Origin of the sequence: Streptomyces sp. NPDC020917 (assembly GCF_044333795.1) — a bacterium.
GTDB lineage: Bacteria > Actinomycetota > Actinomycetes > Streptomycetales > Streptomycetaceae > Actinacidiphila.
Genome location: NZ_JBIRRR010000001.1, coordinates 560568 through 573672 on the forward strand (window position 1 = coordinate 560568; position 13105 = coordinate 573672).

Below are 13105 nucleotides of genomic sequence, written 5' to 3' on the forward strand. Positions count from 1 at the left end.
GCCCGCGGTCTCAGACGCGGCGCCGCACCACGTAGGCGGCGCCGCGCTCGGCCGGGCGCTCCCCGACGTACTCCTGGTCGCGCATCGCGCACCAGGCCGGGATGTCCAGCCGGGCCGCCTCGTCGTCCGAGAGCACGGTGACCAGCCCGCCCACCGGGACCTCGCCGATCACCCGGGCCAGGTCGATCACCGGGATCGGGCACCGCTTGCCGAGCGAGTCCACGACCAGACCGGCGCCGGGCTCGGTGGTGCTCGCGTCGGCCTCCGGGACGGCTGCCGCCTCCGGGGCGCCTCCCGTATCCGGAACGCCCGTTGTGCCGGAGATGACCGATGCGTCCGGTGTGCCCGACGTGGCTGCGGTGCCGGGAGCCTGTGAACTCCCCGCGCCGGCACGTCCGTTGGCGGCGGGCACGGCGTCCGCGCCGGAGTGCGCCCGGACGTCCGCCACCACCTGCGGCAGTACCGCGAGGAAGTGCTCGACGTCCTCGGCCAGGGTTCCCGGCGGCAGCGACACCCGGACGTTGCCCTCCGAGAGCACCCCCATCGCCCTGAGCACATGGCTCGGCGTGAGCGTGCTGGAGGTGCAGGACGAGCCGGACGACACCGAGAACCCGGCCCGGTCCAGACCGGAGAGCAGCGCCTCGCCGTCCACGTAGAGGCAGGAGAAGGTGACGAGGTGCGGCAGCCGCTCCCGCTCGCTGCCCACCACCTCGACGTCCGGGACGAGTTGCGGCACCCGCATCCGGATCACGTCCACGAGGGCCGACAACCGGGCCGCCTCCGCGGCCGCCTCGGCGCGGACCGCGCGCAGCGACGCGGCCGCCGCGACGATGGCCGGCAGGTTCTCGAAGCCGGGGGCCCGTCCCGACTCCCGCTCGTCCGCGGGCTCCTGCGGGGCGAACCGGGTGCCCTTGCGCACCACGAGAAGTCCAACTCCTGGCGGTCCGCCCCATTTGTGCGCACTGCCGGCGAGCAGCGACCAGCCGCCCTCCACCGGCCCCCAGGCCAGCGACTGTGCCGCGTCCACCAGCAGCGGCACCCCCGCGGCCCGGCACGCCTCGGCCGCCGCGGCCACCGGCTGCAGCGTGCCCACCTCGTGGTTGGCGGACTGGAGGCAGGCCAGCGCGGTGCCCGCGCGCAGCGCCGCCGCGAACGCGGCCGGATCCACCCGCCCGGTGCGGTCCACCCCGACCTCGGTGGTGTCGTACGGCGCTGCGGCGTGCAGCACCGCGGAGTGCTCCACCGCCGAGACCACCATGTGCCGGCCGGTCCTGCGGCGTCCCGCCGCGGCCCCGGCGATCGCGGAGTGCAGGGCGCGTGTCCCCGAAGGAGTGAAGGCGAGTTCGTCCGGCCGGCAGCCGACCGCGTCGGCCGCCGCCTCCCGGGCCGCGTCCAGCAGCAGCCGCGCCCGTCGTCCCTCCCGGTACAGCCGCGCCGGATCGGCCCAGCCCTCGTCGAGGGCGGCGACGAGCGCCTGACGTGCCACGGGGTGCAGCGGAGCGGCCGAAGCCATATCGAAATAGGACACGCCAGCACGCTACCGTCCGGGACGGGCGGGGTGTCAGAAGGCGTCCTGAGCGCGGGATTCCATCCCTTCGGGGTGGCGCCCGGCGCGTTGTACCCCCTCCCCGCGCGACCCCAAATAGCGTCCAGTAGGGTTTGGTCCGCATAAACATCCACACCTCAGTGCCCGCGCTCGGGCCGACCGACCAGCAGACGGCCGGAACACTCGGACGCGCGGGCGAGACTCTCGGGAAGGCGCTACGTGAGTCCCAACGGCTCCGACCTCCCCCACGGCCGAGACGGCGTGGGAGGCACCCCCATGTCGCGGAGGCCCGTACGGCGATGGTTGCCGCGGGCGCTGGCCGCGGGCCTGGTCCTGGCGACTGCCACGGGCTGCTCGTGGCAGGACTACCCCCGCCTCGGCATGCCCAGCCCGGCCACGGAAGAGGCACCGCGGATCCTCGCGCTCTGGCAGGGCTCCTGGGCCGCCGCGCTGGCGACCGGTGTGCTCGTCTGGGGCCTGATCCTGTGGAGCGTGATCTTCCACCGGCGCAGCCGGACCAAGGTCGAGGTTCCTCCGCAGACCCGCTACAACATGCCTCTTGAGGCGCTCTACACGATCGTCCCGATCCTTGTGATCGCGGTGCTGTTCTACTTCACCGCGCGCGACGAGTCGAAGATCCTGGACACCTCGAAGAAGCCGCAACACGTCATCAACGTCGTCGGCTTCCAGTGGAGCTGGGGCTTCAACTACGTCGAGAACGTGGACGGCAACCCGGCGACGCCGGTGGGCGTCCCGCCGAACCTGCGCGAGATCCCGGCGAACAAGCTGGACATGCCCCCGGGTGCGGAGGGCGTCTACGACGTCGGCACCCCGGCCAGCAAGGACCCGCAGACGGGCCTGCCGGGCCCGACGCTGTGGCTGCCCGAGGGTCAGTCGGTGCGCTTCGTCCTCACCTCGCGTGACGTGATCCACTCGTTCTGGATCATTCCCTTCCTGATGAAGATGGACGTCATCCCGGGGCACACCAACGTCTTCCAGGTGACGCCCGACAAGATCGGCAACTTCAAGGGCAAGTGCGCCGAGCTGTGCGGGCAGGACCACTCGCGGATGCTGTTCAACGTCAAGGTCGTGACCCCCGCCGAGTACCAGAAGCACCTCCAGGACCTCGCCAAGGCGGGCCAGACCGGCTACATCCCGGCAGGTATTCCCACGACGGGCAACGCGAAGAACTCGGAGCCCAAGACCACATGAGCATTCTCAACGAACCTCAGGGTGCGGCCGAGGCCGACGACTCGTACGAGGACGAACTACCGGTCCGCACCAAGAGCCCCGGCTCTGCGGTGGTCAAGTGGCTCACCACCACCGACCACAAGACCATCGGCACCCTGTACCTGGTGACGTCGTTCGCCTTCTTCCTCATCGGCGGCGTCATGGCGCTGCTGATGCGTGCGGAACTCGCCCGCCCGGGCAACCAGTTCCTGTCGAACGAGCAGTTCAACCAGGCGTTCACGATGCACGGCACCGTGATGCTGCTGATGTTCGCGACCCCGCTGTTCGCCGGGTTCACCAACTGGATCATGCCGCTGCAGATCGGCGCGCCCGACGTGGCGTTCCCGCGGCTGAACATGTTCGCCTACTGGCTCTACCTGTTCGGCTCGCTGATCGCGGTCGGCGGCTTCGTCACGCCCCAGGGCGCGGCGGACTTCGGCTGGTTCGCGTACTCGCCGCTGTCCGACGCCGTGCACTCGCCCGGCGCCGGCGCGGACATGTGGATCATGGGTCTGGCGCTGTCGGGCTTCGGCACCATCCTCGGTGCGGTCAACTTCATCACCACGATCATCTGCATGCGCGCACCGGGCATGACGATGTTCCGCATGCCGATCTTCGTGTGGAACGTGCTGCTGACCGCCGTCCTGGTCCTGCTCGCCTTCCCGGTGCTGGCCGCCGCGCTGCTGTGCCTGGAGGCCGACCGGAAATTCGGGGCGCACGTCTTCGACGCCGCCAACGGCGGTGCGCTCTTGTGGCAACACCTCTTCTGGTTCTTCGGCCATCCAGAGGTGTACATCATCGCCCTACCGTTCTTCGGCATCATCTCCGAGGTCATTCCGGTCTTCTCCCGCAAGCCGATGTTCGGTTACATCGGCCTGGTCGCGGCGACCATCTCCATCGCCGGCCTGTCCGTGACCGTGTGGGCGCACCACATGTACGTCACCGGCGGAGTGCTCCTGCCGTTCTTCTCCTTCATGACCTTCCTGATCGCGGTACCGACCGGTGTGAAGTTCTTCAACTGGATCGGCACGATGTGGAAGGGAAGTCTGAGTTTCGAGACACCGATGCTGTGGGCGATCGGCTTCCTGATCACCTTCACCTTCGGCGGTCTGACCGGTGTCATCCTCGCGGCTCCGCCGCTGGACTTCCACGTCTCGGACTCGTACTTCGTGGTGGCGCACTTCCACTACGTGGTGTTCGGCACCGTGGTGTTCGCGATGTTCGCCGGATTCCACTTCTGGTGGCCGAAGATGACCGGCAAGATGCTCGACGAGCGGCTCGGCAAGATCACCTTCTGGACGCTGTTCTTCGGGTTCCACGGGACCTTCCTCGTCCAGCACTGGCTGGGCGCCGAGGGCATGCCCCGCCGCTACGCCGACTACCTGGCCGCGGACGGCTTCACCACCCTGAACACCGTCTCGACCATCTCCTCCTTCCTGCTCGGCCTGTCGATCCTGCCGTTCCTCTACAACGTCTGGAAGACCGCCAAGTACGGCAAGAAGGTCGAGGTCGACGACCCGTGGGGCTACGGCCGTTCGCTGGAGTGGGCCACCTCGTGCCCGCCGCCGCGGCACAACTTCCTCACCCTGCCGCGGATCCGCTCCGAATCCCCGGCGTTCGACCTGCACCACCCGGAGATCGCCGCGGTGGACGAGCTGGCCGCGCACGGCGCCGGCCGGGCCCTGTCCGGCACTGAGGGCAAGGAGGCCGGCCAGTGAAGATCCAAGGCAAGATGTTCGGCGGCTTCGCCGTCTTCATCCTGGCCGCGGCCGTCGTCTACGGCCTGTGGTCGAAGGAGCCGGCCGGCACCACCGCGCTGGTGCTCGCCTTCTGCCTGTGCACCATGATCGGCTTCTACCTGGCGTTCACCGCCCGGCGGGCCGACAACGGCGCCCAGGACCGGGACGACGCGGACGTTGCCGACGACGCCGGTGAGCTGGGCTTCTTCAGCCCGCACAGCTGGCAGCCGCTCGCCCTGGGCATCGGCGGTTCGCTGGCCTTCCTCGGCATCATCTTCGGCTGGTGGCTGCTGTTCTTCTCGCTGCCGGTGATCCTGGTCGGCGTGTACGGCTGGGTGTTCGAGTACTACCGCGGCGAGGACCGCACGCAGTAGGACCCGACAGCACGACCGAAGGGCGGGCCCGGACACCGCGAGGTGTTCCGGGCCCGCCCTTCGTGCCGCCCGAGGTCCTCTCCAGGGCCGTCCAGGGGACCGCCACGGCGTGTCTCCTTGCCCCGCCCCCCGTTTGCACCCGCTCCGCGCGCGTACGGCGGGGTGCGTTCCTAGCGTGTCCGTATGACCCACATTCGCACCGGGGACAGCCCCCACTGGACGCGCCTGGCATCGCGCTGCGCGCTCCTGATAGCCATATCCCCGCTGGCGGTGGGACTCGCCGCCTGCAGCAGCGGCGGCAACCCGCTCGCCGCCTCCCCGTACGACGCCACGGCCAAGGTCGTGTACGGGACCGCCTCCGGCGGCAAGGCGGACCCGAACAAGCCGCTGAAGGTCTCCGTCAAGGACGACGGCAGCCGCATCACCGACGTGACGGCCACCGACACAGCGGGACGCTACATCCGCGGTCAACTCAGCGCCGACGGTCTGACCTGGCAGTCGACCGCACCGCTGGCCGCCGGGGCCCACTACACCGTGCGGGTCAGCACCGAGGACTCCGACGGCCACCCCGGCCGCAAGGTCGTCAACTTCGACACCACCTCGCAGGGCGCGGGACTGCATGTGACCTTCGGCCCGGACGCCGGGACGTACGGCGTCGGCCAGCCCCTCACCGCCACGCTCAGCAAGCCGGTCCACGACCGCTCCGCGCGGGCCGCCGTGGAGGCCAACCTGCGGGTCAGCTCGGTGCCCCAGGCCGCCCCCGGCTCCTGGTACTGGGTGGACGACAAGACCCTCCACTACCGCCCGCAGACGTACTGGCCGGCCCACGCCACCATCACCGCGCGCAGCACGCTCAGCGGGGTCCGCGTGCAGGACAAGCTGTACGGCGGCGACGACAAGCCGCTGACGCTGCACACCGGCGACCGGGTCGAGGCGACCACCGACGCGGCCACCGACCAGATGACGTTCAAGGAAGACGGCAAGGTGATCAAGACCATGCCGGTCACCACCGGCAAGCCGGGCTTCGACACCCGCAACGGCATCAAGGTCGTGCTGGAGAAGCAGCAGTACGTCCAGATGAAGAGCGAGACCGTGGGCATCGCCGCAGGCAGCTCGGACTCCTACGACCTGCCCGTCTACTGGGCGACCCGGGTCACCTGGAGCGGCGAGTACGTGCACGCCGCACCCTGGTCCGAGGGCTCGCAGGGCTATGCCAACGTCAGCCACGGCTGCACGGGCATGAGCACCGCGAACGCGGAGTGGTTCTTCGATCACGTGGAACAGGGCGACATCGTGCAGGTGGTGAACAGCCACGGCTCGACGATGACGCCGTTCGACAACGGCTTCGGCGACTGGAACCTCAGTTGGTCGCAGTGGAAGCAGGGCAGCGCGCTGACCAGCGGGGGCGGCGTGACCGGCGCGCCCAAGCAGCAGCAGCCGAACCCGGACGAGAGCCAGAGCCCCAGCCCCGACCAGGGCCAGGACCCCAACAAGCTGGACGCGGGCAGCAGGCCCACGACCGACCCGGCGCGGCTCCAGCCGCAGGCCCTCTGAGGCGGCCCGGGATTCGGGTCCGGTGGCCGGGCGCCACCGGGCCCGGACGCGTGTCCCGGTCCCGGCGGGCGCCCGCCGTGCGATCCGTCAGTGGGTCGCGACGGCCTTGCCGGCGGCCGGCGCGACCCGCCGGCGCAGCAGCTGGGCCGAGGTGTCGCTGAGCGCGACCGGGTCCACCGGGTGGGTGACCGCGGCGTCGGCCCGGCTCCAGGTGGCCAGCCAGGCGTCCTGCGGGCGCCCGATCAGCACCAGGACCGGCGGGCAGTTGTAGATCTCGTCCTTGATCTGGCGGCACACGCCCATACCGCCCGCGGGGTTCGCCTCGCCGTCCAGCACGCACAGGTCGATGCCGCCCCGTTCGAGCTCGGTGAGGACCGCGGGGAGCGTCGCGCACTCGACGTACTCCACCGGCGGCAGGTCTGCGGCGGGCCTGCGGCCGACGGCGAGCCGGACCTGTTCCCGGGTGTTCGCGTCGTCGCTGTAGACCAGCACCGTGGCGGTCGCCTGCATCCTGGCTCTCCTCCTCGTACACGTCCTCGTGAACGCTTTCTCAAGCTGTCTCGGATGCTACTCCGCCCGGGGCTGACGAGGGAGGTCCCTGGGGCCGGAGATCCTCCCGGAGAACCTCCGACGCGGCGTCATCCCTCGTTCGAGCGAACGGCTGACTAGGCCGTGCGGGTCCTGGCCGGGCCTTGACACACCGAAGGGGACCCCCCGGAGTGAGTGCCAGATAAGCGACCGACATAATGTCGGACGTGGCGACAGCAACAGCAGTAGAAACCGGGCACGCGCACCCGTCGGTCAACCGGCCGAACCTCACCAGCGTCGGAACCATCATCTGGCTGAGTTCCGAGTTGATGTTCTTCGCGGCCCTCTTCGCGATGTACTTCACCCTTCGGTCGGTCACGGGTGCCGACTTCTGGAAGGCACACGCCGACGCGCTGAACGTGCCGTTCTCCGCGACGAACACCACGATCCTCGTGCTCTCCTCCTTCACCTGCCAGATGGGCGTGTTCGCCGCCGAACGCGGTGACGTGAAGAAGCTGCGCTCCTGGTTCATCGTGACGTTCGTGATGGGCGCGATCTTCATCGGAGGGCAGATCTTCGAGTACACGAACCTGGTCAAGAAGGACGGGATCTCGCTCAGCTCCGACCCGTACGGCTCGGTGTTCTACCTGACGACCGGGTTCCACGGGCTCCATGTGACGGGTGGTCTGATCGCGTTCCTGCTGGTCCTGGGTCGCACGTACGCAGCCAGGCGGTTCACCCACCAGCAGGCCACCGCCGCCATCGTCGTGTCCTACTACTGGCACTTCGTCGATGTCGTCTGGATCGGCCTCTTCGCCACGATCTACCTGATCAAGTAGTCGGCTGCGTCCGTCACAGGCGCTGCCGACCCGACGGCGCCGGACAGACACACACCAGAAGCGATCGACACAAGAGATCCTGACACCGGGGTAATCCGTGAAAAAGCTCTCCGCACGACGGCGCCACCCGCTGGCGGCGCTCGTCGTCCTACTCTTCGCGCTCGCGGCCACCGGGGGGCTGTACGCCGCGTTCGCGCCGGCGCCCAAGGCGCAGGCCGACGACTCCGCGCAGTCCCTGGCCATCACGCAGGGCAAGAAGCTGTACTCCGTCGGCTGCGCCAGTTGCCACGGCACCTCCGGCCAGGGCAGCACCGACGGCCCGAGCCTGGTCGGTGTGGGCTCGGCCGCGGTGGACTTCCAGGTCGGCACCGGCCGCATGCCCGCGCAGCAGCCTGGTGCGCAGATCCCGAAGAAGAAGAACATCTACACCCAGGCCGAGATCGACCAGCTGGCCGCGTACGTCGCGACGCTGGGCCCCGGTCCGGCCGCGCCGACCAAGGACCAGTACAGCCCGGCCGGCGCCGACGCCGCCAAGGGCGGCGAGCTGTTCCGCACCAACTGCGCCCAGTGCCACAACTTCGTTGGCCGAGGCGGTGCCTTGACGGACGGCAAGTTCGCACCCAGCCTGAAGGGTGTGGACCCGAAGCACATCTACGAGGCGATGCAGACCGGTCCGCAGAACATGCCGTCGTTCCCTGACACGACCATGCCGCAGGACGCCAAGGCCGACATCATCGCGTACCTGGACGAGGTCGACAGCTCCAAGAGCGACAACCCCGGCGGGTTCACGCTGGGTGCGATCGGACCCGTGTCCGAGGGCCTGTTCGCCTGGGTCTTCGGTCTCGGCACGATGATCGCCATCGCCGTCTGGATGGCCGCACGGACAGCTAAGGCCAAGAAGTCATGAGCGACGAAACCGGATCCCACAACGACGTGTCAGAGAACCTGCCGACTGAAGTCGGCGGCCGCTCCGGCGACGCGGTCAAGCACGACCCGTTCGCCAACCCCGGCCTGCCGCCTCACGAGTACCGCCGCCAGGACATCGACGAGAAGGCCGCGAAGCACTCCGAGCGCGTGGTCGCGGGCCTGTTCGCCCTGTCGATGCTCGGGACGATCGCGTTCATCGCGTCGTTCGTCATCTTCCCGGTGGACAAGATCGTCTACATCTTCCCGGTCGGCCATGTCAGCGCGCTGAACTTCTCGCTGGGTCTCACCCTCGCGGTCGCGCTGCTCGGCATCGGCGTCGGCGCCGTCCACTGGGCGCGCACGCTGATGAGCGACGAGGAGATCGTCGACGAGCGCCACCGCGCCGACGCCGACGACGAACTGCGGGAGAACATCCGCCAGCAGTGGATCACCGGCGCCCGGGAGAGCGGCTTCGGCCGCCGCAAGCTCATCCGCACCACCATGTTCGGCGCGATGACCCTGGTCCCGCTCGCCGGTGTGGTGCTGCTGCGCGACCTGGGCCCGCTGCCGGAGGACAAGCTCCGCCACACCCTGTGGTCCAAGGGCAAGGTGCTGATCAACACCAACACCAACAAGCCCCTTCGCCCCGAGGACGTCGCGGTCGGCTCGCTGACCTTCGCCCAGCCGGAGGGCCTGCTGGAGTCCGACGAGGACTTCCAGACGCAGATCGCCAAGGCCGCCCTGATGATCGTCCGGCTCAGGCCGGAGGACATCAAGGACAAGACCGAGGCCGCCTGGGGACACCAGGGCATCGTGGCCTTCTCCAAGATCTGCACCCACGTCGGCTGCCCGATCAGCCTCTACGAGCAGCAGACGCACCACGTACTGTGCCCCTGCCACCAGTCGACGTTCGACCTCTCCGACGGGGCCCGAGTGATCTTCGGGCCGGCGGGTCACCCGCTGCCGCAGCTGCGGATCAGCGTCAACGGCGATGGCAATCTCGTCGCCCTCGGTGACTTCGCGGTGCCCGTCGGCCCGGCTTTCTGGGAGCGCTGATGAGTACTACGACCGAATCCCCGTCGCGGCGGCGGGCCACCCACCCGGGTGAGCGGGTCGCCGAGTGGACCGACAGCCGGCTCGGCCTCTACAAGATGGCCAAGTCGAACCTGCGGAAGATCTTCCCGGACCACTGGTCCTTCATGCTCGGTGAGGTCTGCCTCTACAGCTTCATCATCCTCATCCTCACGGGTGTGTATCTGACGCTGTTCTTCCACCCGAGCATGACCGAGGTCGTCTACCACGGCCCGTACGCGCCGCTGCAGGGCGTGCGGATGTCCGACGCGTACGCCTCGACCCTGCACATCAGCTTCGAGGTGCGCGGTGGTCTGCTCATCCGGCAGATCCACCACTGGGCCGCGCTGATCTTCATCGCCGGCATGATCGTGCACATGATGCGCGTCTTCTTCACCGGCGGGTTCCGCAAGCCGCGCGAGGTCAACTGGCTGTTCGGCTGGACGCTGCTGTTCCTCGGCATGTTCACCGGCTTCACCGGCTACTCGCTGCCGGACGACCTGCTGTCCGGCACCGGCGTGCGGTTCACCGAGGGCGCGGTCCTGTCGACCCCGCTGATCGGCACCTACCTGTCGATGTTCCTGTTCGGCGGGGAGTTCCCCGGGCACGACTTCGTGTCCCGGTTCTACTCGGTGCACATCCTGCTGCTGCCAGGTCTGATGGCCGGTCTGCTGACCGCCCACCTGATCCTGGTCTTCTACCACAAGCACACCCAGTTCCCGGGTGCGGGCAAGACCGAGAAGAACGTCGTCGGCACCCCGCTGCTGCCGATCTACACGGCCAAGGCGGGCGGCTTCTTCTTCCTGGTCTTCGGTGTCATCTCGGCGATCGCCGCGCTGGTCACCATCAACCCGATCTGGACCATCGGCCCCTACCGGCCGGACCAGGTGTCCACCGGCGCACAGCCCGACTGGTACATGGGCTTCTCCGAGGGTCTGATCCGTGTGATGCCTGGCTGGGAGATCAGAGCCTGGGGCCACACCCTGGTGCTCGGCGTCTTCGTGCCGCTGATGATCTTCCCGCTGGTGCTGCTGTCCATCGCCGTCTACCCGTTCATCGAGTCCTGGGTCACCGGCGACAAACGCGAGCACCACATCCTGGACCGGCCGCGCAACCGCCCGGTGCGCACCGGCCTGGGCGTCGGCTGGCTGACGCTGTACTTCGTGCTGCTGATCGGTGGCGGCAACGACATCTTCGCCACGCACTTCCATCTGTCCATCAACGCGATCACCTGGTTCGTACGGATCGGCTTCTTCGTCCTACCGGTCATCGCGTTCTGGGTCACCAAACGGATCTGCCTGGGTCTGCAACGGCGCGACCGCGACAAGGTGCTGCACGGCCGGGAGACCGGCATCATCAAGCGCCTGCCGCACGGTGAGTTCATCGAGGTGCACGAGCCGCTCTCGCAGCAGCAGTTGCACGTGCTCACCGCGCACGTCCAGCCGACGCCGATCGACCTCGGCCCCGAGGTCGACGAGAACGGTGTCGCGCGCAAGGCCTCGCACGTCGACAAGCTGCAGGCACGCCTGTCGCGCAACTTCTACGGCGAGCACAGCCAGATCCCGAAGCCGACGGTGGAGGAGTTCGAGGAGATCACCTCAGGCCACGGCCACCACTGACGCAGAGCGTCGCCACACACCGGGCCGGGCCCGGGGGGGGGGGGGCGGGGGGGGCCCCCCCGGGGGGGGGGGGGGGGGCCCCCGCCCCCCCCCCCCGCCGCGCCCCCCCCCCCGCGCCCGGCCCCGGCCCGCCCCGGCCCCCCCCCCCCCCCCCCCCCCCCCCCGGCCCCGGCCCGTCTGTGCGCGCCCCCACTCCCGATAGGGTGAAGGTCCACTCAGGAGCCGTTGCAGGAGCGTGACCCATGAGCGTTGTGACACCCGCCGGAGGCGAGACGACGGCAGCTCGTTCCTGGCCGGAGGTGCTCAGCGCACTGATGGCCGGTCGCGATCTGAACGTGGACGACACCGCGTGGGCGATGGACCGGATCATGAGCGGTGAGGCCACCGACGTGCAGATCGCCGGGTTCGCGGTGGCGCTGCGGGCCAAGGGCGAGACCGTCGACGAGGTCTCCGGCATGGTCCGCGCGATGTACGAGCACGCCAACACCATCGAGGTCCCCGGGCCCAGCGTCGACATCGTCGGCACCGGCGGCGACCGGGCGAAGACCGTCAACATCTCGACGATGTCCGCGATCGTGGTCGCCGGCACCGGCGCGAAGGTGGTCAAGCACGGCAACCGCGCCGCGTCCTCGGCCAGCGGCGCCTCCGACGTGCTGGAGAAGCTCGGCGTCAACCTGGAGCTGTCCCCTGAGCGGGTGGCGCAGGTCGCCGAGGAGGCCGGCATCACCTTCTGCTTCGCCATCCGCTTCCACCCTGCGCTGCGCCATGTGGCCAAGGCCCGCGCCGAGTTGGGGGTGGGGACCACCTTCAACTTCCTCGGCCCGCTGACCAACCCGGCCCGGGTGCGGGCCCAGGCCACCGGGGTCGCCGACGCGCGCATGGCGCCCATCATGGCCGGGGTGCTCGCCGAACGCGGCTCGTCCGCCCTGGTGTTCCGCGGTGACGACGGCCTGGACGAGCTGACCACCACGGCCACCTCGCAGGTGTGGGTGGTGCGCGACGGCAAGGTCGAGCACACCGCGTTCGACCCGCGGGACGTCGGCCTGCCGCTGGTGCCGGTGGAGGCGCTGCGCGGTGCCGACGCGGCCCACAACGCGGAGGTGGCCCGCCGTCTGCTGGCCGGCGAGACCGGCCCGGTGCGGGACGCCGTACTGCTCAACTCCGCGGCGGCGCTGGCCGCTCTGGAGCCGCGCAGCGTGCCGCTGGAGGAGCAGATCGCGGCCGGCCTCGCCAAGGCCGCCGAGTCCATCGACTCGGGCGCGGCGGCCGCGGTGCTGGAGCGCTGGGCCGCGGCGACCCACGCCTGAGGCGGTTTCCCGCACGAGCTCGTCACGGGCCGCCGTCCGCACCGCGGACGGCGGCCCGCGCCGTGCGGTCCGTCCACGGTGCGGACGGCGCCTTGCACCCAAGCACGTGTATGGCACAATGCTGTGCAGGTCACGAGTGACAGCGCAAAGGCCCCGGCTCGCTGTCCGGCAACCCTCCGTCCGAGGCGGGGTGCCCCGGGTGATGACCAGGCTGCGGGCAGCGAGGCTCGCAGCAAGCCGGACTTGGGGAGCCTTTCTTGAGTAAGCGAATGCGCTAGGGCCTGTCGGCCCCGGTTCTGCGTCTTTTCTGCACTTCCGTCTGCTTTCATCCGCTGCCTTCCGCCTCCTTGCGCGTTCAGCGCCGCCGTGCGGGCCGCCGTGTCTCCGGCGTG

The 13105-nt window shown here is 69.6% G+C and carries 11 protein-coding genes and 1 riboswitch; of the genes, 9 read left to right on the top strand and 2 right to left on the bottom strand.

The window, feature by feature from the left end:
- Nucleotides 1–10: 10 nt before the first annotated feature.
- Complete coding sequence (locus ACH4TG_RS02395; protein WP_398239922.1) at nucleotides 11–1528, bottom strand: cysteine desulfurase/sulfurtransferase TusA family protein; 1518 nt, start codon at nucleotides 1526–1528, stop codon at nucleotides 11–13.
- Between the two features lie 237 nt (nucleotides 1529–1765).
- Between ACH4TG_RS02395 and coxB the strand changes: the two genes are divergently transcribed.
- The 4 genes from coxB (at nucleotide 1766) to ACH4TG_RS02415 (ending at nucleotide 6443) form a co-directional block, all read left to right on the top strand.
- A complete protein-coding gene (coxB, locus tag ACH4TG_RS02400) occupies nucleotides 1766–2758 on the top strand; it encodes a cytochrome c oxidase subunit II (RefSeq protein ID WP_398239923.1) in 993 nt (330 codons plus the stop codon).
- Entirely contained in the window at nucleotides 2755–4494 is a 1740-nt protein-coding gene (ctaD, locus tag ACH4TG_RS02405; protein ID WP_398239925.1) for a cytochrome c oxidase subunit I, read from the top strand. The genes coxB and ctaD overlap by 4 nt, the downstream gene beginning before the upstream one ends.
- A complete protein-coding gene (locus tag ACH4TG_RS02410) occupies nucleotides 4491–4889 on the top strand; it encodes a cytochrome c oxidase subunit 4 (protein WP_398239927.1) in 399 nt (132 codons plus the stop codon). The genes ctaD and ACH4TG_RS02410 overlap by 4 nt, the downstream gene beginning before the upstream one ends.
- Before the next feature lie 183 nt (nucleotides 4890–5072).
- Nucleotides 5073–6443, top strand: a complete 1371-nt coding sequence (locus ACH4TG_RS02415) for an Ig-like domain-containing protein (protein ID WP_398239929.1) — start codon at nucleotides 5073–5075, stop codon at nucleotides 6441–6443.
- An 87-nt stretch (nucleotides 6444–6530) separates the two neighbouring features.
- On the opposite strand, the gene ACH4TG_RS02420 is transcribed toward ACH4TG_RS02415, so the two are convergent.
- The gene (locus tag ACH4TG_RS02420; RefSeq protein ID WP_398239931.1) at nucleotides 6531–6953 is read right to left on the bottom strand and encodes a hypothetical protein; all 423 of its coding nucleotides are present in this window, start codon (nucleotides 6951–6953) and stop codon (nucleotides 6531–6533) included.
- Nucleotides 6954–7189: 236 nt separating this feature from the next.
- Here ACH4TG_RS02420 and ACH4TG_RS02425 point away from each other — a divergent pair, with 236 nt between their 5' ends.
- The 5 genes from ACH4TG_RS02425 (at nucleotide 7190) to trpD (ending at nucleotide 12713) form a co-directional block, all read left to right on the top strand.
- On the top strand, nucleotides 7190–7810 hold the full coding sequence (locus ACH4TG_RS02425) for a heme-copper oxidase subunit III (protein ID WP_398239932.1): 621 nt from the start codon (nucleotides 7190–7192) through the stop codon (nucleotides 7808–7810).
- Between the two features lie 97 nt (nucleotides 7811–7907).
- Nucleotides 7908–8717, top strand: coding sequence for a c-type cytochrome (locus tag ACH4TG_RS02430; RefSeq protein WP_398239934.1), 810 nt, complete (start codon nucleotides 7908–7910; stop codon nucleotides 8715–8717).
- Complete coding sequence (locus ACH4TG_RS02435) at nucleotides 8714–9772, top strand: Rieske 2Fe-2S domain-containing protein (protein ID WP_398239935.1); 1059 nt, start codon at nucleotides 8714–8716, stop codon at nucleotides 9770–9772. Before ACH4TG_RS02430 ends, ACH4TG_RS02435 begins: the two co-directional genes overlap by 4 nt.
- Nucleotides 9772–11406: a cytochrome bc complex cytochrome b subunit gene (locus ACH4TG_RS02440; protein ID WP_398239937.1), complete on the top strand. Its 1635-nt coding sequence runs from the start codon at nucleotides 9772–9774 to the stop codon at nucleotides 11404–11406. Before ACH4TG_RS02435 ends, ACH4TG_RS02440 begins: the two co-directional genes overlap by 1 nt.
- Before the next feature lie 242 nt (nucleotides 11407–11648).
- Nucleotides 11649–12713, top strand: coding sequence for an anthranilate phosphoribosyltransferase (gene trpD, locus ACH4TG_RS02445; protein ID WP_398239939.1), 1065 nt, complete (start codon nucleotides 11649–11651; stop codon nucleotides 12711–12713).
- A 128-nt stretch (nucleotides 12714–12841) separates the two neighbouring features.
- Nucleotides 12842–12958: riboswitch (SAM riboswitch) on the top strand.
- Nucleotides 12959–13105 lie beyond the last annotated feature (147 nt).